The sequence below is a fragment of the Bacillus sp. 3G2 genome, from assembly GCF_044324725.1.
Classification (GTDB): Bacteria; Bacillota; Bacilli; order Bacillales; family Bacillaceae_G; genus Bacillus_A; species Bacillus_A mobilis.
Window position 1 is genome coordinate 5034827 of sequence record NZ_CP172246.1, and the last position, 23098, is coordinate 5057924.

General features: G+C 37.1%; 21 protein-coding genes. 5 read left to right on the forward strand and 16 right to left on the reverse strand.

Features of this window, described 5'->3' with window-relative positions; genetic code table 11:
* Window positions 1-325: 325 nt before the first annotated feature.
* On the reverse strand, window positions 326-1183 hold the full coding sequence (locus ACHZK0_RS26000; RefSeq protein WP_063262339.1) for a class II fructose-bisphosphate aldolase: 858 nt from the start codon (window positions 1181-1183) through the stop codon (window positions 326-328).
* Window positions 1184-1394: 211 nt separating this feature from the next.
* Window positions 1395-1763, reverse strand: a complete 369-nt coding sequence (gene spo0F / locus ACHZK0_RS26005) for a sporulation initiation phosphotransferase Spo0F (RefSeq protein ID WP_000398593.1) — start codon at window positions 1761-1763, stop codon at window positions 1395-1397.
* A gap of 201 nt (window positions 1764-1964) precedes the next feature.
* Between spo0F and ACHZK0_RS26010 the strand changes: the two genes are divergently transcribed.
* Window positions 1965-2489, forward strand: a complete 525-nt coding sequence (locus ACHZK0_RS26010) for a DUF2529 domain-containing protein (RefSeq protein WP_270606116.1) — start codon at window positions 1965-1967, stop codon at window positions 2487-2489.
* Between the two features lie 32 nt (window positions 2490-2521).
* Here the strand turns inward: ACHZK0_RS26010 and pyrG are convergent, their stop codons facing one another.
* The 8 genes from pyrG to ACHZK0_RS26050 form a co-directional block, all read right to left on the reverse strand.
* Complete coding sequence (pyrG, locus tag ACHZK0_RS26015) at window positions 2522-4129, reverse strand: CTP synthase (protein ID WP_000170443.1); 1608 nt, start codon at window positions 4127-4129, stop codon at window positions 2522-2524.
* Window positions 4130-4386: 257 nt separating this feature from the next.
* Window positions 4387-4917, reverse strand: coding sequence for a DNA-directed RNA polymerase subunit delta (gene rpoE / locus ACHZK0_RS26020; RefSeq protein WP_262741385.1), 531 nt, complete (start codon window positions 4915-4917; stop codon window positions 4387-4389).
* Between the two features lie 154 nt (window positions 4918-5071).
* Window positions 5072-5701, reverse strand: coding sequence for a TetR/AcrR family transcriptional regulator (locus ACHZK0_RS26025; RefSeq protein ID WP_000238598.1), 630 nt, complete (start codon window positions 5699-5701; stop codon window positions 5072-5074).
* 66 nt (window positions 5702-5767) lie between these two features.
* Window positions 5768-6907: an acyl-CoA dehydrogenase AcdA gene (gene acdA / locus ACHZK0_RS26030; protein ID WP_262741384.1), complete on the reverse strand. Its 1140-nt coding sequence runs from the start codon at window positions 6905-6907 to the stop codon at window positions 5768-5770.
* A 21-nt stretch (window positions 6908-6928) separates the two neighbouring features.
* Complete coding sequence (locus ACHZK0_RS26035) at window positions 6929-8059, reverse strand: acyl-CoA dehydrogenase (protein ID WP_395761037.1); 1131 nt, start codon at window positions 8057-8059, stop codon at window positions 6929-6931.
* A 72-nt stretch (window positions 8060-8131) separates the two neighbouring features.
* Window positions 8132-8983, reverse strand: coding sequence for a 3-hydroxybutyryl-CoA dehydrogenase (locus ACHZK0_RS26040; protein ID WP_071710803.1), 852 nt, complete (start codon window positions 8981-8983; stop codon window positions 8132-8134).
* Between the two features lie 56 nt (window positions 8984-9039).
* Window positions 9040-10323, reverse strand: a complete 1284-nt coding sequence (locus ACHZK0_RS26045) for an acetyl-CoA C-acetyltransferase (protein ID WP_073517205.1) — start codon at window positions 10321-10323, stop codon at window positions 9040-9042.
* Window positions 10324-10332: 9 nt separating this feature from the next.
* The gene (locus ACHZK0_RS26050; protein ID WP_270340439.1) at window positions 10333-12444 is read right to left on the reverse strand and encodes a heterodisulfide reductase-related iron-sulfur binding cluster; all 2112 of its coding nucleotides are present in this window, start codon (window positions 12442-12444) and stop codon (window positions 10333-10335) included.
* A gap of 300 nt (window positions 12445-12744) precedes the next feature.
* Here ACHZK0_RS26050 and cls point away from each other — a divergent pair, with 300 nt between their 5' ends.
* The 3 genes from cls to ACHZK0_RS26065 all read left to right on the forward strand — a co-directional run bounded on the left by cls (window position 12745) and on the right by ACHZK0_RS26065 (window position 17730).
* On the forward strand, window positions 12745-13938 hold the full coding sequence (gene cls, locus ACHZK0_RS26055) for a cardiolipin synthase (protein WP_262741381.1): 1194 nt from the start codon (window positions 12745-12747) through the stop codon (window positions 13936-13938).
* A gap of 33 nt (window positions 13939-13971) precedes the next feature.
* A complete protein-coding gene (gene uvsE / locus ACHZK0_RS26060) occupies window positions 13972-14925 on the forward strand; it encodes a UV DNA damage repair endonuclease UvsE (protein WP_270340438.1) in 954 nt (317 codons plus the stop codon).
* 126 nt (window positions 14926-15051) lie between these two features.
* Window positions 15052-17730: a DUF4084 domain-containing protein gene (locus tag ACHZK0_RS26065; RefSeq protein WP_395761038.1), complete on the forward strand. Its 2679-nt coding sequence runs from the start codon at window positions 15052-15054 to the stop codon at window positions 17728-17730.
* A gap of 16 nt (window positions 17731-17746) precedes the next feature.
* On the opposite strand, the gene ACHZK0_RS26070 is transcribed toward ACHZK0_RS26065, so the two are convergent.
* Together ACHZK0_RS26070 and plcR are read right to left on the reverse strand one after the other, a co-directional pair.
* Window positions 17747-17893, reverse strand: coding sequence for a quorum-sensing peptide PapR (locus ACHZK0_RS26070; protein ID WP_097852468.1), 147 nt, complete (start codon window positions 17891-17893; stop codon window positions 17747-17749).
* 89 nt (window positions 17894-17982) lie between these two features.
* Window positions 17983-18840 carry a transcriptional regulator PlcR gene (plcR, locus tag ACHZK0_RS26075; RefSeq protein ID WP_270340436.1) on the reverse strand — a complete coding sequence of 286 codons (858 nt, stop codon included), beginning with the start codon at window positions 18838-18840 and terminating at the stop codon, window positions 17983-17985.
* Between the two features lie 409 nt (window positions 18841-19249).
* On the opposite strand from plcR, the gene ACHZK0_RS26080 reads away from it, so the two are divergent.
* Window positions 19250-19573, forward strand: coding sequence for a bacillolysin (locus ACHZK0_RS26080; RefSeq protein WP_061680123.1), 324 nt, complete (start codon window positions 19250-19252; stop codon window positions 19571-19573).
* Window positions 19574-19585: 12 nt separating this feature from the next.
* Here ACHZK0_RS26080 and ACHZK0_RS26085 read toward each other — a convergent pair whose 3' ends face one another.
* From ACHZK0_RS26085 to ACHZK0_RS26100, 4 genes are read right to left on the reverse strand one after another with little or no spacing between them, the layout of a single operon-like run.
* Window positions 19586-20188: a response regulator transcription factor gene (locus tag ACHZK0_RS26085; protein WP_000619264.1), complete on the reverse strand. Its 603-nt coding sequence runs from the start codon at window positions 20186-20188 to the stop codon at window positions 19586-19588.
* Window positions 20185-21315, reverse strand: a complete 1131-nt coding sequence (locus ACHZK0_RS26090) for a sensor histidine kinase (protein ID WP_270340435.1) — start codon at window positions 21313-21315, stop codon at window positions 20185-20187. The genes ACHZK0_RS26085 and ACHZK0_RS26090 overlap by 4 nt, the downstream gene beginning before the upstream one ends.
* Entirely contained in the window at window positions 21316-22050 is a 735-nt protein-coding gene (locus tag ACHZK0_RS26095) for an ABC transporter permease (protein WP_270340434.1), read from the reverse strand. It abuts the gene before it with no gap.
* The gene (locus ACHZK0_RS26100; RefSeq protein WP_395761039.1) at window positions 22047-22949 is read right to left on the reverse strand and encodes an ABC transporter ATP-binding protein; all 903 of its coding nucleotides are present in this window, start codon (window positions 22947-22949) and stop codon (window positions 22047-22049) included. Before ACHZK0_RS26100 ends, ACHZK0_RS26095 begins: the two co-directional genes overlap by 4 nt.
* Between the last annotated feature and the right edge of the window lie 149 nt (window positions 22950-23098).

Sequence of the window (23098 nt, forward strand, 5' to 3'; positions counted from 1 at the left end):
CCCTTCTTGTGAATGTATTTACTTTCTATATCTTTATAGAAAGCTCCCCTTAAGAATCTCAATCACTCTTTCCACCCTAACACTCAATAAATAGGAAACCATTATCTTCATTTCTCCTGTAGTACGACTAGATAAAGATTAACTATTCATCGAATTTACTTTATCAATTTAGATACGTTATCACATTTATTTAATAGGACTATGCACATTATTTTCTATTTTAAAAACAAAATGATAAAAATCTTTAGACTTGTTCACGCTTTCATTATACAACGAAAGGAAACCGTCTAAAAGACTAGACGGTTTCCAAAACGGAATTTTATTCTTACGCTTTACCGTTAGAACCGAATTCACGCATTTTACCAGCAACAGTTGCTTTAATAGCGTCGCGGCCAGGTCCAATAAATTTACGAGGATCGTAAACTTCTTGGTCTTTGCTTAATACTTCACGAACAGCTTTTGTAAACTCGATTTGATTCTCAGTGTTTACGTTAATTTTTGAAGTACCTAAAGAGATAGCTTTTACGATATCAGCAGTTGGGATACCAGTACCACCGTGTAATACTAAAGGTACGCCAGTGAAGTCACGAACTTGTTCCATTTCAGCGAATCCTAAGTTAGGCTCACCTTTGTAAGGACCGTGTACAGAACCTAAAGCTGGAGCTAGGCAATCGATACCTGTTGCTTCAACAAGGTGCTTACACTCTGCTGGGTCAGCGTAAATTACGCCTTCAGCGATGATGTCGTCTTCTTGTCCGCCAACTGTTCCAAGCTCAGCTTCAACAGATACGTTACGAGCGTGTGCGTATTCTACTACTTTTTTAGTAGTTTCAACGTTTTCTTCGAATGGGTGGTGAGAAGCGTCGATCATTACAGATGTGAAACCTGCATCAATTGCTTCTTTACATTTTTCGAAGCTTGAACCATGGTCAAGGTGAATCGCTACAGGAACAGTGATGTTCATTTCTTCGATTAAAGCTTTAACCATAGCTACAACTGTTTTGAAACCAGTCATATGACGAGCTGCACCCTCAGATACACCTAGGATTACAGGAGATTTTTCTTCTTCCGCAGCAGCTAAGATAGCTTGAGTCCACTCTAAGTTGTTCATGTTGAATTGACCAACTGCGTATTTTCCTTCTAGTGCTGTGTTTAGCATTTCTTTCATAGAAACTAAAGGCATGGTGAATCCTCCTAAAAAACGTTTTTTGTATCCGATAAGTTCTTATCGCTGGTAGTATGACCAGAATAAGGTAAAATATGTATATTTACATACCGGACTTTTTTCTACACTCAATAGGATAACAACTTGTACTCAAAAACTCAACCGTATTCACCTGCTCAATAGTCCATGTAAACGCTTTTTTCCATATTTTTTATAAAAAATTCATTTTTTACGCCTCTACAGCAAGCTGTTCTCTCACTGCTTGACGAATTTCATCAATATCAAACGGTTTAGCAAAGTGCATTAAAGCTCCTAAATCTTTTGCTTCTTGGATCATATCAAGCTCTCCATAAGCAGTCATTAAAATTACTTTAATACTCTCATCAATTTCCTTTACATGTTTTAAAATCTCTATGCCATCCATACCTGGAATTTTCATATCTAATACTACTAAATCTGGATTATCTTTTTTCACGATATCTAAAGCTTGAAATCCATTTGCTGCTTGGAATGTCTGATAACCTTCTTTTTGGAACACTTCATGTAATAACACACGAATGCCATATTGATCATCAACGATTAAAATTTTCCCTTCCATAACTCCCAACCTTTCTGTGTAAGTACAAGATTTAAAGCTTCTTATATCTTAACGATTAATTTTCGCTATTCTTTGGCAAATTCCTTCCTATTCTTTCTTATTTTACCGTTTCCTATTTTGTTATGCTACCCTTCGATTTCACCTTTCTAAAAAAATAAACTATAATGAAAGCCGGTAAACACGTACGAAGGGAGTAACATTATGTTAAAAATTTTTTCAACTCAATTAAGTGGTTATTTCTCCAGAGTTTCTCAAAAAGAGGAAATGAATATAGAAGATAGCGCCCGTCTACTTGCTCAAGCATTAGTTGGTGATGGTTTCATTTATTTACATGGGACAAATGAAATGGAGGGCGTTGTTGCTGAAGCATTATCCGGTGCTGAACCAATGAAGCAAGCAAAACGATTATTTGAGAATGGTAAAGAAGTAGAAGTAACTTCTGCAGATCGTGTACTTCTTATTAGCCGTTTTTCAACAGATGAAGAAGTTGTAGCAATGGCAAAAAAACTTCAAGCAAATGGACACTCTATTGTCGGTATCTCTGCTATTCAAGAAGGTACTGAATCACTAGAACAATATACAGATGTACATATTGATACAAAGCTGTTAAAAAGTCTTATTCCAGATGATGAAGGCAATCGCTACGGATTCCCAAGTTTAATGATAGCTTTATTTGCATATCATGGGATCAAATTTACAATCGATGAAATGTTAAATGAATATTAAAAAAAGCGCCCTATTTCAGGCGCTTTTTTTTATTACTTGCTCTCTTTATTCGTAATAGAAGCTCTTACGAAGTCATGGAACAATGGTTGTGGACGGTTTGGACGAGAAACTAGTTCTGGGTGGAACTGTGCTGCCACGAACCAAGGGTGATCTTTTAATTCAATGATTTCAACTAGACGGCCATCTGGGCTTGTACCAGAGAATACAAATCCTTCTTTTTCCATATCCGGACGGAATTGATTGTTGAACTCATAACGGTGACGATGACGCTCATATACAACCGGCTCATTGTAAGCACTGTAAGCATTTGTTTCTTCAGCAAGCTTACATGGGTATAGGCCAAGACGAAGTGTACCACCTAAGTCTTCTACATCTTTTTGTTCTGGTAATAAGTCAATGATTGCATACGGTGTGTCAGGATTAATTTCAGAAGAGTTAGCTCCCTCTAATCCTAATACGTTACGTGCAAATTCGATTGATGCAAGTTGCATACCTAAGCAAATTCCTAAGAATGGTACTTTGTTTTCACGAGCATATTGAATTGCAACGATTTTACCTTCTACACCACGATCGCCGAATCCACCAGGTACAAGGATACCATCTGTGTCGCCAACTAATTCTTGTACGTTCTCTGGTGTTACGTGTTCAGCATTTACCCATTTCACTTCTACATCTGTGTCGAATGAATAACCCGCATGACGAAGTGCTTCTACAACAGAAATGTATGCATCTTGAAGCTCTACGTATTTACCAACAAGAGCAATTTTTGTTTTCTTAGAAAGGTTACGTACTTTATCAACTAGTGCAGTCCACTCTGTCATATCTGCAGCTGGATTGTCTAATTTTAAGTGATCGCAAACGATTTGGTCCATATTTTGCTCTTGAAGAGATAATGGAACCGCATATAAAGTATCTGCATCGCGTGCTTCGATAACTGCTTTTGTATCAATGTCACAGAATAATGCAAGCTTGTCTTTCATATCTTGAGAAACAGGCAATTCTGTACGAACAACGATAATATTTGGTTGAATACCTAAGCTACGAAGCTCTTTAACGCTATGTTGCGTTGGTTTTGTTTTCATTTCACCCGCTGCTTTTAAGTACGGGATTAACGTACAGTGAATGTACATTACATTGTCACGACCGATGTCGCTCTTAATTTGACGGATTGCTTCTAAGAATGGTAGAGACTCGATGTCACCAACAGTTCCACCAATTTCTGTAATAACAACGTCCGCGTTTGTTTCGCGACCAGAACGGTATACACGCTCTTTAATTTCGTTAGTAATGTGAGGAATAACTTGAACTGTTCCTCCTAGGTATTCACCACGACGCTCTTTTTGAAGAACTGAAGAGTAAATTTTACCTGTTGTTACGTTGCTGTATTTGTTTAAGTTGATGTCGATGAAACGCTCATAGTGACCAAGGTCTAAGTCAGTTTCTGCACCATCATCTGTTACGAATACCTCACCGTGTTGGTATGGGCTCATAGTCCCTGGGTCTACGTTAATGTATGGATCAAACTTTTGAATCGTTACGTTTAAACCACGATTTTTTAAAAGTCTTCCTAGAGATGCTGCTGTAATACCTTTTCCTAAAGACGATACTACACCGCCTGTTACAAAAATATACTTAGTCATGAAAAAGCTCCCTCCTATTTTGCTGTTATATAATCACCGTTGCAAAGCGCAACGTATGTAGATAACACTGTATCCATCTTATTGTTAGACTCTTTTTATTTTCTAAACAAAAAACAAAAAAGAAAATTGCTCCCCTCATCACAAAAAGTAATAAGTAGGGAGCAATTTTCTTTTATATTTACACTTTAAAAGTATTATCGTCCTTTTTTAAAGAGCCCAAAAATGATTCTACATGGACGATAATGAAAAGTCAAGAACTACAGTTCTTCCTCTTCTTCTTCTTCAGTTTCATCGTACTCAAGTTCTTCTTCGGCGAAGTCATCGTCATCATCTTCATCTAAATCATCAAGATCATCGTCATCTCCGTCTTCTTCTTCAAGAACCTTGTCCAAATCTTCTACCTCTTCGTCTTCTTCATTTCCGTCTGCATCGTCGAAGTCTTCATCTTCTTCAATGTAGTCGTCAAAACCGTCTTCTTCAACTTTACGTTTCTTCTTCGGTTTTGGCTGAGGTAAGATTTCTTCATCAATTTGCTCGTATGGGTACCAGCTGCGTAGCCCCCAACGATTTTCTCCTAAATTAATGAAACGTCCATCGATGTTTAAATCTGTATAAAATTGTGCGAGTTTCGCATTAACTTGCTCTTGAGATAGTCCCAGCACTTGAGCGATTTCTTGAACCAACTCGTTGAATGTCGTTGCTTGTCTTTTATCCCCTAAAACGCTATGTACAACTTCAATCATTGAACATTCTTTTAGCTCTTCTGGTGAATATTGCTTAAAATTCACTTATGCGGCACTTCCTTTCTTCAAATATAACCTTATATATAACGGTCTGCTTAAAAAAATCCATACTATTCATTATAAACAAAAGTCGCACAAATATGCTACAAAAAAAACGGGAAACTTTAATATGGTAATAAAATTATAATTTGTCTATTCCTTATTTCGGAAACATATGCGCTCCTTGCAGTACATACCTAATTTGCATTTCTGTATATTCTTCAAGCGTATATAGTTTTTGCAGGGCCCAACGTCTAAATCCCCACATTTGTCCTTGTATGAAAATGTTATGTGCAAGAAGCTGTATCTCTTTTTTATTTAATGTAAATGTCCCATTTTCTGTACACTGCTCTAAAATATTCTCAAACATCCCGACCATTTGAAACTCTTTTTCTAATACGTACGGGAGTGATTCTTTCGGTAAAAAACGTACCTCTTGATACATTATCAATACTTCTTCCTGCAATTCGTCCATCACTTTAAAATAATTCGTTATTGCTATCTTTAAACTTTCTATACTTCCTTTTTCTGTACACACTACTTCCTCTAATCTTTCTTTTACATGTTCATAAATACTATCACAAACTAAATATAAAACATCATCTTTTGTACGAATGTACTCATAAAGTGTTCCAATACTAAACCCAGCCGCCTTCGCAATCTCTCTCGTTGTTGTACGTGGGAACCCTTTTTGCTTAAACAATTGCACCGCACCTTTAATCATTTGTTCACGTCTTAACGCAACTAATTTTTCATCTTTCACGGACGCATGTACATTATGTTTAACCATCCCCTTCACCTCTCTCTATTATTTTTTGGAAGGAAAAAGCGTAGGAAAATACCTACGCTTTCGTTCCTACTTCGTTAACATACGAGAAATTACAAGCCTTTGAATCTCTTGTGTTCCCTCATATATTTGTGTAATCTTTGCATCGCGCATATAACGCTCTACTGGATAATCTTTCGTATAACCATAACCACCAAATACTTGTACCGCTTCAGTCGTCACCTTCATCGCTGTATCACCTGCAAATACTTTTGACATCGCTGACTCTTTCCCGTACGGAAGCCCTTCCGATTCAAGCCAAGCCGCTTGATATGTTAGAAGACGCGCCGCCTCCACATCCGTTGCCATATCTGCAAGTTTAAAGCCAATTCCTTGCTGCGCCGCAATTGGTTTCCCAAACTGATGACGCTCTCTTGCATATTCTACAGAAGCATCTAAAGCCCCTTGCGCAATACCGACTGCTTGCGCGGCAATACCATTACGACCACCATCTAATGTTTGCATCGCAACTTTAAATCCTTGGCCCTCTTCCCCGAGTAGGTTCTCTACAGGAATACGGCAATCTTCGAACATAATTTCAGTTGTTGGTGAAGAACGAATCCCTAACTTGCTTTCCTTCTTCCCAACTGAAAATCCTGGTGTATCACTTTCCACAATAAACGCGCTCGTACCACGTTGCTTCGATTCAGGATCAGTTAACGCAAAAACAACATAAATATCAGCAATACCGCCATTTGTAATAAAGATTTTCGATCCATTTAAAATGTAATGGTCTCCATCTCGTTTCGCAGTTGTCCTCATTCCACCAGCATCCGAACCAGAACTCGGCTCTGTTAAGCCGTATGCACCAATTTTCTTCCCTTCAGCCATCGGTCGTAAAAACTTTTGCTTTTGTTCTTCCGTTCCAAATTTAAAAATTGGCCAACCAGCAAGTGAAGTATGTGCAGACAGTGTTACACCTGTTGAAGCACAAACACGAGATAATTCTTCGATAGCAATTACATACGCTAAGTAATCGCTTCCAATTCCGCCGTATTCTTCAGGCCACGGAATGCCGGTTAAACCAAGCTCTGCCATTTGATCAAATAGTGCACGATCAAATCTCTCTTCTTCATCACGCTCAGCTGCCGTAGGTGCTACTTCGTTCTTAGCAAAATCCCGAACCATTTTTCTTATCATTTCATGTTCTTCTGATAGTTTAAAATGCATGCCCGTCTCCCCCTTGTCCTTTTATAAAGCTCGACTAATAACAAGTTTCTGTATCTCACTCGTTCCTTCATATATTTGCGTGATTTTCGCATCACGGAAAAAGCGTTCTACTGGATAGTCTTTCGTATAACCGTAACCACCAAATACTTGCACCGCTTCAATCGCAACTTCAACAGCCGTCTTAGAAGCGAATAATTTCGCAATAGATGCCTCTTTACCACATGGTAACCCTTGTGCTCTTAGCGATGCCGCTCTATATACGAGTAATCGCGCTGCTTCTACACTAGTTGCCATATCTGCAAGTTTGAATCCGATTCCTTGCTGCGCCGCAATTGGCTTTCCGAATTGCTTACGTTCTTTCGCATAATCAATTGCACATGCAAGCGCTGCTTCCGCAATTCCTAAAGCCTGTGCACCAATTCCAATTCGTCCAACATCTAAATTCGCCATCGCTACCTTAAATCCTTGTCCTTCTTCACCAAGTAAATTCTCAGTCGGCACTTTCATATCTTCGAACGTAAGTTGTACTGTGCGAGAACCGAGAAGTCCCATTTTGTGCTCATCTTTTCCAATAATTAAGCCCGGTGTATCTTTCTCTACTATAAATGCAGAAATCCCACTTTTTCCTGCCTCTGGATTTGTAGAAGCGAATACAATATATGTACTTGCTTCACCGCCATTTGTAATAAATACTTTCGATCCATTAATAATGTAGTGATCGTCTTTCTTTACAGCTCTTGATTTCAAACTCCCTGCATCTGATCCTGCATTTGGTTCTGTTAATGCAAATGCACCTAAATACTCACCAGTCGCAAGTTTAGAAACATATTTCTGCTTCTGGTCTTCTGTTCCGAAGTATAAAATCGGATTCATTCCAACTGACGTATGTACAGCTAAAATTACACCAACCGTTGCACTTACCTTTGAAATTTCCTCAATTGCTAAAATGTAAGAAATAAAATCCATTTCTGCCCCGCCATATTTTGCAGGCGCTGGAATACCCATTAGTCCAAGCTCACCCATCTTTTGCAAAATCTCTTTCGGGAACACCCCTTGTTCCATACTAGGAACAAAGGGAGCTATTTCCTTCTGCGCAAAATCTCGAACCATTTTCCTCATCATTTGTTGCTCTTCAGTAAAATGAAAATTCATGTACTTCGCCTCCGTTTGCTATATATCTTTTTAACAATTTGGTAAGACCACTATTTTAATAAAGGGAGGATTTTATTCGTAAACGTAGAAGCCACGACCCGTTTTACGTCCTAACCATCCTGCATTCACATACTTGCGTAATAATGGACATGGGCGATATTTACTATCACCTAAGCCTTCATGCAACACTTCCATAATGTATAAACATGTATCTAAACCGATAAAATCAGCGAGCGTTAAAGGCCCCATCGGATGATTCATACCGAGTTTCATTACTTCATCAATCGCTTCTTTCGTCGCTACACCTTCATATAACGTATAGATCGCCTCGTTAATCATCGGTAATAAAATACGGTTTGATACAAACCCTGGGAAATCATTTACTTCAACTGGTACTTTCCCAATTTTCTTCGTAATATCCTCAATCGTTTCATATACCGCATCATCTGTAGCCAAACCACGAATAATCTCAACAAGCTTCATAACCGGAACCGGATTCATAAAGTGCATACCGATTACTTTCTCCGGACGTTTCGTTACCGCTGCAATTTCTGTAATTGGTAGAGATGACGTATTCGTCGCTAAAATTGCGTGATCTGGAGCAATTTCATCTAGATTCGCAAAGATTTTCTTTTTAATATCCATTTTCTCAACAGCTGCTTCAATAATAAGGTCCGCTTCCTTCACACAATCTAAATCAAGCGTTACTGTAAGGCGATTTAACGTTGCTTCCTTCTCTTCTTCCTTCATGCGCCCTTTTTCTACTTGGCGCGCTAAGTTTTTCGTAATAATAGCCAATCCTCTGTCTAATTGCTCTTGTTTTAAATCTTGTACCTTCACATCATATCCTGCCATTGCACATACTTGCGCAATTCCCGATCCCATTTGTCCCGCACCAATTACAACTATTTTTTGTACACCCATTCTTTCTTCCCCCTTAATATAAATTGTTAATAAATCAAAAATTACCTACACGTAAATTAACGAACTTCAATCATAATTGCGTCACCTTGACCGCCACCGCTACAAATCGAAGCAATTCCAATTCCGCCGCCGCGCTGCTTCAGTGCGTGGATAAGTGTAACGATAATACGCGCTCCACTTGCTCCAATCGGATGTCCCATTGCCACTGCGCCGCCATTTACATTCAATTTGTCTGGGTCAATTCCTGCAATCTCTGTACTGGCAATTGCTACCGCTGCAAATGCTTCATTAATCTCGAATAAATCGATATCTTCAATTGTCTTGCCTGTTTTTTTCAACAATTCGTTAATTGCATAACCTGGCGTTCTTGGGAAATCTTTAGACTCCACTGCAATTGCCGTATGTGCCAAAATTGTCGCTAATGGCTTTCTTCCTTCTTGCTTCGCTCTGTCTTCGCTCATTAGTACAAGTGCAGCACCACCATCATTTAGTCCTGGTGCATTACCCGCTGTCACTGCTGATGTCTTATCAAATACAGGTTTTAATTTCGCTAATTTTTCAATCGTTGTATCCGCGCGTGGCGCCTCATCTTTTGCAACGACAATAGGATCGCCTTTTCTTTGCGGAATCGTTACTGGTACGATTTCTTCTTCAAAACGTCCTTCTTTATGCGCTGAAACCGCACGTTGATGGCTACGGTACGCCCATTCATCTTGCGCTTCACGAGAGATTCCATCTTCCTTCGCAACTTCTCCGCCATAAACACCCATGTGTATACCTGAAAATGCGCATGTTAAACCGTCAGCAACGTTTAAATCAATCACTTCGTTGTTGCCCATTCTGTATCCCCATCTTGCTCCGCGTAAAATATAAGGACTATTACTCATCGACTCCATACCGCCAGCTACAATAAGTGATTGATCACCAGTACGAATAATTTGATCCGCTAATGTAACCGCACGAAGCCCTGATGCACAAACTTTATTCACCGTTTCCGTCTGCACTTCCCAAGGGATTCCAGCAGCCCTCGCAGCTTGGCGTGATGGAATTTGTCCCTGTCCACCTTGAATAACTGTTCCGAATATAACTTCTTCAACATCATTAGCAGAAACATTTGCTCTTTCAAGCGCTGCTTTAATTGCAATTCCCCCAAGTTCTGTTGCTTTCACGTCTTTTAAAGATCCTCCAAATTTCCCAACCGGTGTTCTTGCAGCACTTAAAATAACTGTTTTACTCATATCTATTTCCCCCATCTCTTTTTTTAGCACCGAGCGCTCGCTCGGTGTTCTTACGTTGAGAAGAGGTGCAATGATTGCACCTCTCTCTAAAGTTGTATTCATGCTTGCAGATTACATAGCTTCTTTCTTCTGTCCGATAACAGAGCGTTCTAAAATCTCTGTTACATCAAGAGTTTGAACATTCTCTTCTACTTCTTTCGCTTTCGTCCCATCACTAATCATCGTTAAGCAATATGGACAACCTGTACCGATAATGGATGGCTCTACAGCTAGTGCTTGTTCTGTACGAGCGACGTTAATACGTGAACCTGCTGTTTCTTCCATCCACATTAGGCCACCACCTGCGCCACAACACATTCCTGTTTCACGGTTTCGTGCCATTTCTACAAGGTTCACACCAGGAATTGCTTTCAAAATGTCGCGCGGTGCTTCATATACTTCGTTGTATCTTCCTAAATAACAGGAATCATGGTACGTAACTGTTTCCTCAATAGCGTGAACAGGTTTTAATCGCCCTTCTTTCACCCACTGAGCTAACAATTCTGTATGATGATAGACTTCTGCTTGCAAGCCAAAGTCTGGATACTCATTTTTAAATGTGTTATAAGCGTGAGGATCAATCGTAACGATTTTCTTCACTCCTGCTTTTTCAAATTCCTCGATATTCTTTGTCGCCATCTCTTGGAAGACAAATTCATTTCCAAGACGTCGCGGTGTATCCCCAGAATTCTTTTCTTTATTACCAAGTATCGCGAATGAAATGCCTGCTTCGTTCATTAACTTCGCAAATGATATTGCAATCTTCTGACTACGATTATCATATGATCCCATTGAACCAACCCAGAATAAATATTCGAACTCCTCGCCAGCTTTCGATTTTTCTTTTACAGTTGGAACCGTTACTTCATCATCACCTTGGCGCCAAGTTTCACGCTCTTTACGGTTCAGTCCCCATGGATTCCCTTGACGCTCGATGTTTGTCATCGCACGCTGCGCTTCCGCGTCCATCTTTCCTTCTGTTAAAACGAGATAGCGGCGTAAATCAATAATTTTGTCAACGTGCTCATTCATAACCGGACACTGGTCTTCACAGTTACGGCACGTTGTACAAGCCCAAATCTCTTCCTCTGTAATAACATCTCCGATTAAACTCGGATCGTAAGCTAGCGTTGTAGCTGCTGATTCTTGTTGCCCTTTCCCAGCTGCCATCATCGCTAACTGATTTCCTTGTGTATTATTAAAAGCAACTACTGGAACCCACGGTGCTTTTGATGTCACTGCTGCTCCTTTATCAGTTAAATGATCGCGAAGTTTTAAAATTAAATCCATCGGCGATAACATTTTCCCTGTTCCTGTTGCCGGGCACATATTTGTACAGCGACCACACTCTACACAAGCGTATAAATCAATAAGCTGATTTTGTCTAAAGTCTTCAATTTTACCAACACCAAATGTTTCTTGCGTTTCATCTTCAAAGTCAATCTTTTCAAGTTTCCCTGGATTTGAAAGACGACCGAAGAAAACGTTGGCTGGTCCCGCAATTAAATGCGCGTGTTTTGATTGTGGAACATACACTAAAAACGTTAACAAAATTAGTAGATGCACCCACCAAGAGAAATAGAACACAGAAATGGCTACGGTTTCATTTATTCCCGAGAAAACGTAAGCGATTGCAGAAGCGATTGGTTCACTCCATGAAAGCTCCTCGCCGTGCCATATAATTCCCATCCCATTACCGAGTAGCACAGAAACCATTAAGCCACCAATAAAGATAAGAACAAGGCCTGATTTGAAATTACGTTTTAAACGAACTAGCTTCTCAACATAACGTCTATGAAAAGCCCAAAAGACTGCAATTAAAATAACAAGTGTGACAATTTCCTGGAAGAATGTAAATGCAGGGTATAGTGGTCCAAGTGGAAGATGTGATCCTGGTGCGAGTCCTTTCCAAACGAAGTCAATTGCTCCAAATTGGACAAGAATAAATCCGTAAAAGAACATAACGTGAATAATGCCGCTCTTCTTATCTTTCAGCAGCTTTTTCTGACCGAAAACATTGACCTTAAGGAGGTCCCAACGCTCTTTAAAACGACGGTCAAATTCAATCTTTTTTCCTAACTGTATGTAGGCCATCCTCGTTCGTATAAGATACACAAACAAATATCCCGCATAAGCAATAACAGCAATGGCAGCCAGCCAATTCATGATCAGTAAGCTATTCATTTTTATGCTACCCCTCTCTTTGTAAGCCCTCTTTCTTTTTTAGAATCTTCAAAAACATATAATTTTCTGAATTTTTTCCCCTATCTTCATTATATAATGAGTGAGCATTCAGTCAACAGTTTTTTTGTTATACAACAACATATTTTTTCATAAAGTTGTTTATTTCGGTGAAACTATAAAGTGAAACTTTAATCAGTAGAGAGCTGTTTATTCCTTACTGACTATTAGCCTCACCAATCGGACTTTACCAGGTAACCAGCAAAATGAAGGTGAAAAGAATGCAAAGGAGGGAATTCACTTATGTTCTTCTTATCTCTCTTGTTACTATGCGTTACTCTTTGGATCACAATTGACCTTTTATATGGGAGAACTCTTCATTTAAAGCGTGTGCGCTCTCGTACTTTCCCTTTACGTCAAAGTAATTTTCACCTTTATACATACGGGCAAGATTTATATGATGCTTTATTTACTGATATACAACAAGCAAGGCACCATGTGCACGTTTTATTCTTCATTGTAAAAAACGATAAAATCAGTCGTGAATTTTTAAAGTTACTTATCGATAAGGCACAGGAAGGAATTGAAGTAAGACTTTTACTCGATCGATTGGGAAGCCATCATTTATCAAACGAGGCAATTCGTTCCCTACAAAAACACGGCGTCTCTTTTTCATTTTGTCATAAAATGAAATTTCCGTTCCTATTCTTTTCTGCCAATCAAAGAAACCATAGAAAAATTACAGTTATTGACGGGAAAATTGGTTATATTGGTGGATTTAATATTGGAGAAGAATATTTAGGGCATAATCAAAAATTAGGATTATGGCGCGATTATCATTTACGTCTTACAGGCGAAGGTGTACAAGATTTACAAAAACAATTTTTACATGACTGGTTTGATGATACAAACCAAAACTTATTGGATACTTCTCTTTATTTTCCGAAACTGCAAACTGGTATCATCCAACATCAATTTATTCCGACAGATGGGGCCTATTTACAACATACCTTTTTACACTTAATTGAAAATACAGAAAAAGAACTCTTTATCGGTACACCATATTTCATTCCTGGAAAAAAAATTATGAACGCATTATTAAAAGCACGAAAACGTGGGGTTCAAATCACGATTCTCGTTCCAGAAAAAGCTGATCACGCCCTTGTTCGAGAAGCAAAATTTCCCTATTGCCGAAAGTTAATACAAGCCGGTTGTAATATTTACGCATTTCAACAAGGTTTTTTTCACGCTAAAGTTATTATAGCGGACGATTATATTTGTGATATCGGAACTGCAAACTTTGATATGAGAAGTTTATATATTAATCATGAAATCAACTGCCTTTTATATGATAAACATTTTATACAAACAGTAAAAAACAAATTCCATGAAGATCTAGAAAATGCGTCATTACTTTCCTTTAAAGATGTTAGCCCGCATTCCCTTATTGATAGAGGGAAAGAATGGATAGGAACGGTATTTGCTTTCTTCTTATAGGAAAGATACTGAGTAAAAAGAGGTGTATCACATATGATTATGCGGTTTGGATATGTCTCACATGCAATGGCACTGTGGGACTGTTCTCCTGCCAAAACGATGACGTTTACAAGCTTTCAAAAGCTCAGCAAACAAGAAAGAGAAGATAAATTGTACGATGTTACAAGGCAGAACCTTGAGCATACAATACGTATTCTTCATTACAATATAGCGCATGAAATTCCGTTATATCGTTTATCCTCTTCCATCGTCCCACTTGCAACACATCCCGAAGTCGAGTTTGATTATATCGGGGCATTTACACCGCTTTGGCGTAAAATTGGGGCATTAATTAAAGAACACAATTTACGAGTAAGTTTTCATCCAAATCAATTTACGCTATTTACAAGCGACAAGCCACATATTACAACTAACGCTATTACAGATATGGCCTATCATTATAAAGTATTAGATGCAATAGGCATTGCAGATTCTTCCTATATTAATATCCATGTAGGTGGTGCCTATGGAAATAAAGAACAAGCGGTTGGGCGTTTCCATGAAAATATAAAAAAACTTCCTACACATATAAAAAAACAAATGACGCTTGAAAACGATGATAAAACATATACAACTGCTGAAACTTTATCGATTTGCCAAAAAGAAAAGATCCCATTCGTATTTGATTATCATCATCACATAGCAAACCTTTGCGAAGAACCGCTAGAAGTGTTACTTCCTGCAATTTTTGAAACTTGGTCACATACAAATATCCCTCCTAAAGTTCACATTTCCTCCCCTAAATCCAAAAAAGAATTTAGGGCCCATGCTGAATATATTGATTTAGAGTTTATTAAGCCTTTCTTACACATTGCAAAAAAAATCAATCATAATTTCGATATTATGATTGAAAGTAAACAGAAAGATTTAGCAATGCTGCAATTCATACATGAATTATCCTCTATAAGAGGGATCAAAAGAATAAATGGCGCAATATTACAATGGTAAATTGTAACATTGCGCCATTTTTTTTAAAAAGTAATTCTTATAGTAAAAATGTTCCTATTTTATATGCTATTATTTAAATTAGCATTTTCCCCCTGAGATTCAACTTTATTGAAACGGAGTCATAATATGATTAATCAAAAAAAGTATGTACAATTTGTCATAATTTATATTTGTATATTTTCTCTTTGGATATCCTTTATTCCAAATGAGTGGAATATAAAAGAAATTGGAATTCTCTTCTTATTTTGTTTTGCTGCAATCTTTTCTTGTTATTGCTCATATAAAGCAATTAAGAAAATGAAGCGCGGTGATAAACTATTTTGGGTGTTATTATTATGCACTTGCATATGCGGACTAACTATGGAGATAACTTTATTTCTTCATTCACTTTCTATATATGATCAAGTCATATTCTCATATAGGGCACTACCTTTTTTCATCATACAATATATTTTACTCTTTTCTGCCTTCGCTATAAAGTTCATAAAACATTACTCTATTAGAGGCCTTGCTCAATTCTCATTCGATAGCATCTTTATCGTTATTATGAATATTTATTTCACCTTAACGTTTATTTTGGATCTTTCAAGCTTCGGTATGCTAACAAAGAGTACGTGGGTTTTAATTGGATGCTTTATCGCACAATCATTAGTAATTTACGCCGTTATTAGCCTATATAGAAGAGAACAATATTCTTCTAGTAGAATCTCATTAATTATCGGCTTTACTATCATACTCGTGTACGGATATATACAACTATTCCAGTTAAACACAGGAATGCAAACTTCTGCTGAAGTCTCTTATTTAATACATACCGCTTCAATTTTATTAATCGGTTTATCGTCCATACTATACATTTTAGATAAACCAATGCAACATGAAACAAAAGCGAAATATTATCGATTCGATTATGTACGCTTTATATTACCTTATTTTAGTATAATCATTACTTTTTCCTTCATTATCATTCAACCTTGGGATGATAAGTTTATGTTAATCGGTCTCGTATTATCACTTATTTTATTATTCTTACGACAACTTTACATGTGGAAAGATAATAAAGTATTAATCGATACATATGAACAGCTGACTACACAACTAGAAGATGAAGTTGAAGAAGGTGCATTTGCATTATCCAAAAGTGAACAACGCTATAAATCTTTATTTGAAGATCATCCCGATGCTGTTTTCTCTTTAAATATGAATGGTATTTTCCAACATTCTAATAAGGCATGTGAAAGTTTATTTACCGCCTACTATTGTGAAGTAGAAAGTTATTCCCTTTTACACTTTATTGACTCAAAAGACCATAATCTACTAAAGAGAGCGTTACAAATAACGAAAGAAGGTAGACCACAAACTTTAGAAGTTCGCACGAAAGAAAAAGAAGGCTATTACTATTACCTTCACATTACACTCATCCCTACTTTCATAAATAAAGAAGTTGTCGGGATGTTCGGCATAGCACGTGATATTACAACTTTATATGAAAAACAAAAACAAGTAGAACATTTAGCCTTTCATGATGCACTCACAGGATTACCAAATCGTCGAAAATTTGAAAAAGATTTAAAAACTATTTTAAATACAGCTCAAACTAGCGCAAATGATGTTGCCGTCATGTTTCTTGATTTAGATCGCTTCAAAAAAATTAACGATAGGCTTGGTCATGACGTCGGAGATTTATTATTAATTGAAGTAGCAAAAAGATTACGCGGTTGCTTACGTTCAAAGGATGTTGTTGCTCGCCAAGGTGGAGACGAGTTTACAATTCTATTACCAGATATGTACTCAGAAAGAAGTGCGGCTTTTATAGCTGAACAGATTTTAACTATTTTAAACAAACCATTCTTCATTAAAGATGAAGAACTATCTATTACACCGAGCATCGGAATTGCCATGTATCCTGATTATGGAACTGATGTTACTGAATTAATGAAAAATGCCGATATGGCTATGTATTGCGCGAAAGCAAATGGAAAAAATAGATTTGTTTTCTTCTCAAAAGAAATGAGTATCGCACAAAATGAGATTGAATTTTTAGAAGGGGAACTTTCTAAAGCGTTACAACAAAATGAATTTTTCCTTGAATATCAGCCACAAGTAAGCACAGCAACAAAACAAATTATCGGTTTTGAAGCACTAATCCGTTGGAAGCATCCAAAACTCGGCATCGTATCTCCTGCCCAATTCATTCCTCTAGCGGAGGAAACCGGATTTATTATTGAACTTGGAAATTGGATTTTACGTACTGCTTGCTTAGAAGCAAAAAGATGGCATAATCAAGGTTTTTCTCACTTGAAAGTTGGTGTGAATTTATCTGTTGTTCAATTTAACCATGCAGATTTAATCCCAACTATTTCAAAGGTTTTAGAAGAAACAGAACTAAAACCGGAAGCACTAGATATTGAAATTACGGAAAGTATTGCAATTAATCAAAATCAATCTGTAGTTACAAAACTAGAACAGCTTCAAAATCTCGGTATTCAAATTTCAATCGATGACTTTGGAACTGGTTATAGTTCTTTAGCTTATTTAACAAAATACCCAATTAACACATTAAAAATTGCTCGAGAGTTTATTTGTGGCATTACAAATAGTCCTTTAGAAGAAGCGATTATCTCCTCCATCATTACACTATCTAAAGAACTAAATTTAGAAGTTATTGCGGAAGGTGTAGAGACCGAAGAACAATGGAAGTTTTTATATGAACAAAGCTGTGACAACATTCAAGGATTCTTTATTAGCAAACCTGTTTCTAGTAAAGACGTTTGGAGGTTACTCCACAAAAAAACAACCGTCTAAGTAAGACGGTTGTTTTTTAATATTCAAAAGGTACATCTGAAGCTAATTGTATCTCTTGATCATTATGAGAAATTACTTGGTTTTTCTCTAAAACTGTATCTGTTAATGAAATACCCCATGCCATCGCTAATGTTAACAGACTACCAATAAGTAGTTTTTTCATATTCCATCACCCGCATTTTTTCTTTAAATATATCATGAAAAATTACCCACATCGTATGCAATTATGCATATTTGTTTTTTACGTCTTTTTTATTTCTTCATTTTTTTTATAAGTGATTCTTTTAACGCATGGTTTCCTAATATATCAAAAAAGAAACACGCTTTTTCGTAAGCATCTTCAATTTCTGCTCTATCACACTCTAGCTTTTCTAGGCATTCAACTTTTCGATAGTATAACTGTCCAATCAATGTCATACTATTAATTTGACACGATAGTTCAATGGCTTTATTTGCGTGACAAAGTGCTTCTTCGTATTGATTGTCTAAGTATAATGCTTTTGCATGATTATGTCTCACCTTCACATCAAACTCTTTATTATCATGTAATACCTCTAATTGTTTTAATATATTTTCATATAACTCAATGCTCTTCTTAAAATGGCCATTTTCAGCGTAAATGTTTGCAATTGCGTTTTCAATATAAAGGTTTTGATATACATCTATTCCCGCCAATTGTTGATTGAGCAATTTCTTTAATTCTAAAATACAATATTCGTAATCGATTTTTTTCAATATGTAAGCAGATACATAATATTGCCATTGAAGAAATTGCTGAAGCTCAGGATGATATTCTTCCTTTTTCAACTCATTCCATACTTTATTATAAATTTCTTTATATTTCTTTTGCTTACAAAGCATAATAATTCGATCTTTTAACTGCTTATTCCTCTCAATATCCGAATAAATGAGTACCTCATAAAAATGAATAATGGGAACTTGTAACTTTGCTGCAATGCCTTGCAATATATCCATACTTGGGTATACCGCGCCCGATTCAATTCGACTCACTTCCGATTGATGACATATGTTCTCGGATAACTGCTTTTGTGTTAATCCTCTCATCACCCTAATTTTCTTAATTTCACTTCCTAGTTTTTCTGCGTGCACACTTACTCACCATCCCATTATAACAATCTAATTTTTTAAGTTGTCATACCACTACAATAATGTGAATTCGACAATTTTTGATATGAAATAATGCATAATATATATAAAATTCGGCAAATTTTTCATACAATCCATCTCATATAATATAATAGACTAGTAATTTTATAGATAAACTATAGAAAATTTGCCCATGCTTTCGTTACATTCGATCTTCTTTATCCTTTATCAGCAGAAGCTATTCACACCCAAGAACTAGATAGAAATGAAGTAAAAATTGAAATCGCTCAGCCTAGTTTAACGATTTAAAAATTAACACAACCTCAAAATGATACAAAAATATATGGCGAAAAAGTATTTAAAGGGTGAGATAAACGAGGCTAAAGCTCAACAAGAGTGAGTGACAACTGAAATGAATGTAGATTCCCAACCTACCAATAAAGAAACAAAAGAAAATCAAACCGAAGTTCACCTTGCACAAACTTACAAAAATTACAAAGTATATTGCCAAGATCTTATTGTAAAAGTAGATAAAAATGGAGTAATTACAACTGTTAGTGGTAAAGTTGTCCAAAATTTAGACCAACAACCTAATCTTACTATAACAAATTTTTTGTCGAAAAATGAAGTAAAATCTAAATTACGCGATATACTTCAAATTCTGAGCGATGCGACTGCGACGAAACTCTCTATTGAAATACTTGTTTATGAAAAAAAAGAAGTTTACCACTCATAGGTAAACTTCTTTTCATATCCATCCCTTTTCTTCCGCAATTGTAATTGCCTCAATTCTATTTTTCGCATCAAGCTTCGTTAATACTTCAGAAATGTAATTACGTACTGTTCCAGGTGAAAGATAAAGTGCCTTCGCAATTTCATTTGCCGTCTTTCCTTCTTTCGCAAGTAACAATACTTCTTTTTCACGATCCGATAACGGATTTTGCTCCTGCCATAAGCCGAACATTAAATCTTGAGAGATCTCTCGCTTTCCTTTCATTACATTACGAATCGATGCAGCTAAATCTTCACTCGGGCTATCTTTCAATAAATATCCGTGCACGCCAGCTTTCATAGCTCGTTCAAAATATCCAGGGCGTGCAAATGTTGTTAAAATCATTACCTTACATGCTGATTTTTCTTTCTTTAACGTTTCCGCAACATCTAATCCGCTTTGAATTGGCATTTCAATATCCATAATACTTACATCAGGTTGTAGCGATTCAATTAGTTTTAGCGCTTCTTCCCCGTTCGCCGCTTGCCCAATTACTTCAATATCATCTTCTAGATCAAGTAAGGCCCCCAATGCACCACGAAGCATCCGCTGATCTTCTGCAATAATAATTCGAATCATGCCCTCACCTCATCTTTTCCTGTTCGAATAACAACTGGAACTTTTACTGTTAATAGTGTCCCTGGATTGATCGTACCTAGTTCAACAAACCCATCAATAAGAGCGATGCGCTCCTTCATACCACGAATGCCATTTCCATCATGGCTTTGATCCGCTAATCCGATTCCGTTATCTTCTACTGTCAAAATCAATTCACCTTGTGATTCTCGTACAGAAACTGTGCAATATGTTGCCTTACTATGCTTTACAACATTCGTAACAGCCTCACGTAAACACATCCCCACAATATTTTGCTCAATTGGTGATAACGAACTCGCACTTGCTTCCTGCTTCACTTCTAATTGGACATTAGCCGCTTGTAAGATCGCCTTTATTTGCTCAAGCTCTTCTTCCACTGTAATCATACGCATATCAGAAATTAATTCCCTTAGCTGCTTTAAAGCGGTACGCGATGTTTGCGTAATTTCCTTTGCTTCCACACTTGCACGCTCCGGATTTTTTACAATTAACTTCTCCACAAGCTGACTTTTTAAAGTAATGAGTGATAACGTATGCCCTAACGTGTCATGAAGATCTCTTGCAATCCGCTGCCGTTCTTCACGTTTTACTAAGTCCTTAATTTGCTCATTCGCTTCGTTTAATTGATTTCTTAACATCTTTTTTTGATTAAAGTTGCGCATACCGAAAGGCGTAAGGAGCATTAAAATAAACATCGGAACGATATTTACTAAACTTGTAGTTGTTAATTGATTCATATTTACAAATAAAAATGCCCCAAGCATTATAACTAACAAACATAATAGCACTCGAAACACTTTCTTATTTGGCGTAAATCCCATCGCACTTGCCGTGAAAAAGCCAAAGAATATCATGAAAGGATTATAAAATAAAGCAAATAAAAAGATAAGTACCATTTGAATACATGCCCAAACAACAAATGTCCTCTGCACAAAATAAAGCTGACGGTATGTGATAATAAAAACTATCAACATACCGCTTCCAATTACAAGCTTCCACCCTGACGCCTGCACTAAATGGTAAATTGGAAACAACAGATACACAAGCCACATATACGGGAAGAAACCCATATGTTTCGGAAAAATTTCAATCCTCTTCTTCTCTATCATTTATACCGCTTCCTGTCTTTTTCTTATATATATTGATACTACAACAAATATAAGGAAATAACCTCCTAATACCGCGATATTTTCCCATCCAACTGATTTCCCAGCTACAATATCCCATGCACCGCTTCCGAAATGATATGTTGGTGTCCATTCACCAATAGATCTTAATATTTTCGGGAATACTTCGATCGGCATCCATAGACCACCAAGAATTGCTAAACACATATTTAAAATGTTTGCTAAACCCGCTGCTGCATCCGCCTTCTTAATAGAACCTATTACTGTTCCTAATGCTAAAAATGGTGTTACACCTAACAACAACCATAATCCAGCACCAATCCATTGCCCTACAGTTAACTCAACATGATTAATTAATATTCCTGCGATAAAGATGACTAAGATTGAAAAGGCATTCACTACAGTTTGAGCGATGATTTTGGCTGTTATATATGCCCCCTCTGGAAGTGGTGTAATTTTTAATAAATGCGTCCACCCTTGCCCCTTTTCCTGAGAGATTCTTACACCGAAACTAAAAAGTGCCGTCCCTACAATACTGAACGTCGCCATTGAAATTAAATAATGTGCTTTCCATGCATCTCCATTTTGTGGAACCTGAACAACATTGGTAAAGATGTAATAAAACATAACCGGCATTAATAATGAGAAAAAGATAAATAATTTATTACGAAATGTACGTAAAATCTCTATTTTGCACTGCATCCATAACGCTCTCATGCGATTCCCTCCTCCTGTTTTGCGACAAACTGTTCAAATGCTTCATCAAGACTTCCACGTTCAACGGAAACGTCTGTTACAGGTAAGTTCTTTTGATAAATCGCTTTTAAAGTTTCATCTGTATCTTCAGTTGTTAAAGTGAAGTGCCCTTCATTTGACTGTACTTCTGTTACGTTTGGTAATTCCTTTAGTAATTTTGCAGGAATATTTTCCTTCGAATAAAACTTGATTGTTTTTCGCGAAATCGTCGCTTTCATCTCATCTGGTGTACCATCTGCGATAATCTTTCCATTCGCAAACAATAAAATACGATTCGCCAATGCATCCGCTTCTTCTAAATAGTGCGTCGTTAAAATAATTGTTTTCCCTTCACTTGCTAACTTTCGAATTGTTTCCCAAAACGTTCTTCGGGACGTAATATCCATCCCAACTGTCGGCTCATCTAAAAATAACAAATCAGGATTTCCTGCAAGTGCGAGTGCAAAGTTTAACCTTCTTTTTTGCCCACCTGATAATTTCTCACATCTTTGCTTCCGCTCCGATTCTAAATTCGATAACTGTAGTAACGTTTCTTTCGCTACCGGATTCGTATAATAACTACGGAATAACTCAATCGCCTCTTCCACTGTAATGCTATCAATGACACTTACTTCTTGTAGCATCGCACCGAGGCTATTACGAACGTCTCTATGCTTGGGACTCTTTCCAAATATAGAAACAGTTCCTTCCGTCGGATCCTTTAATCCAAGCATCATTGACATCGTTGTCGTTTTCCCTGCACCATTCGGTCCAAGTAGTGCCACGATTTCTCCTTTATTCACATGAAATGAAACGTTATTTACTGCTTTTTTATGTTTAAATGTTTTAGTAACACCATTTACTTCTATAATCTTTTCCATCTCTCCACCCCCGCTGTTTCTTATATTTACATTGTACGTGTTGGAAAACATAGGAAACAGTATGATGCGTCATGACATCGATATGACAATTGTCATGTATTCCTTATGAGAGGAATCAGCCCACATACCGCAAGCGAGTAGCAGGACGA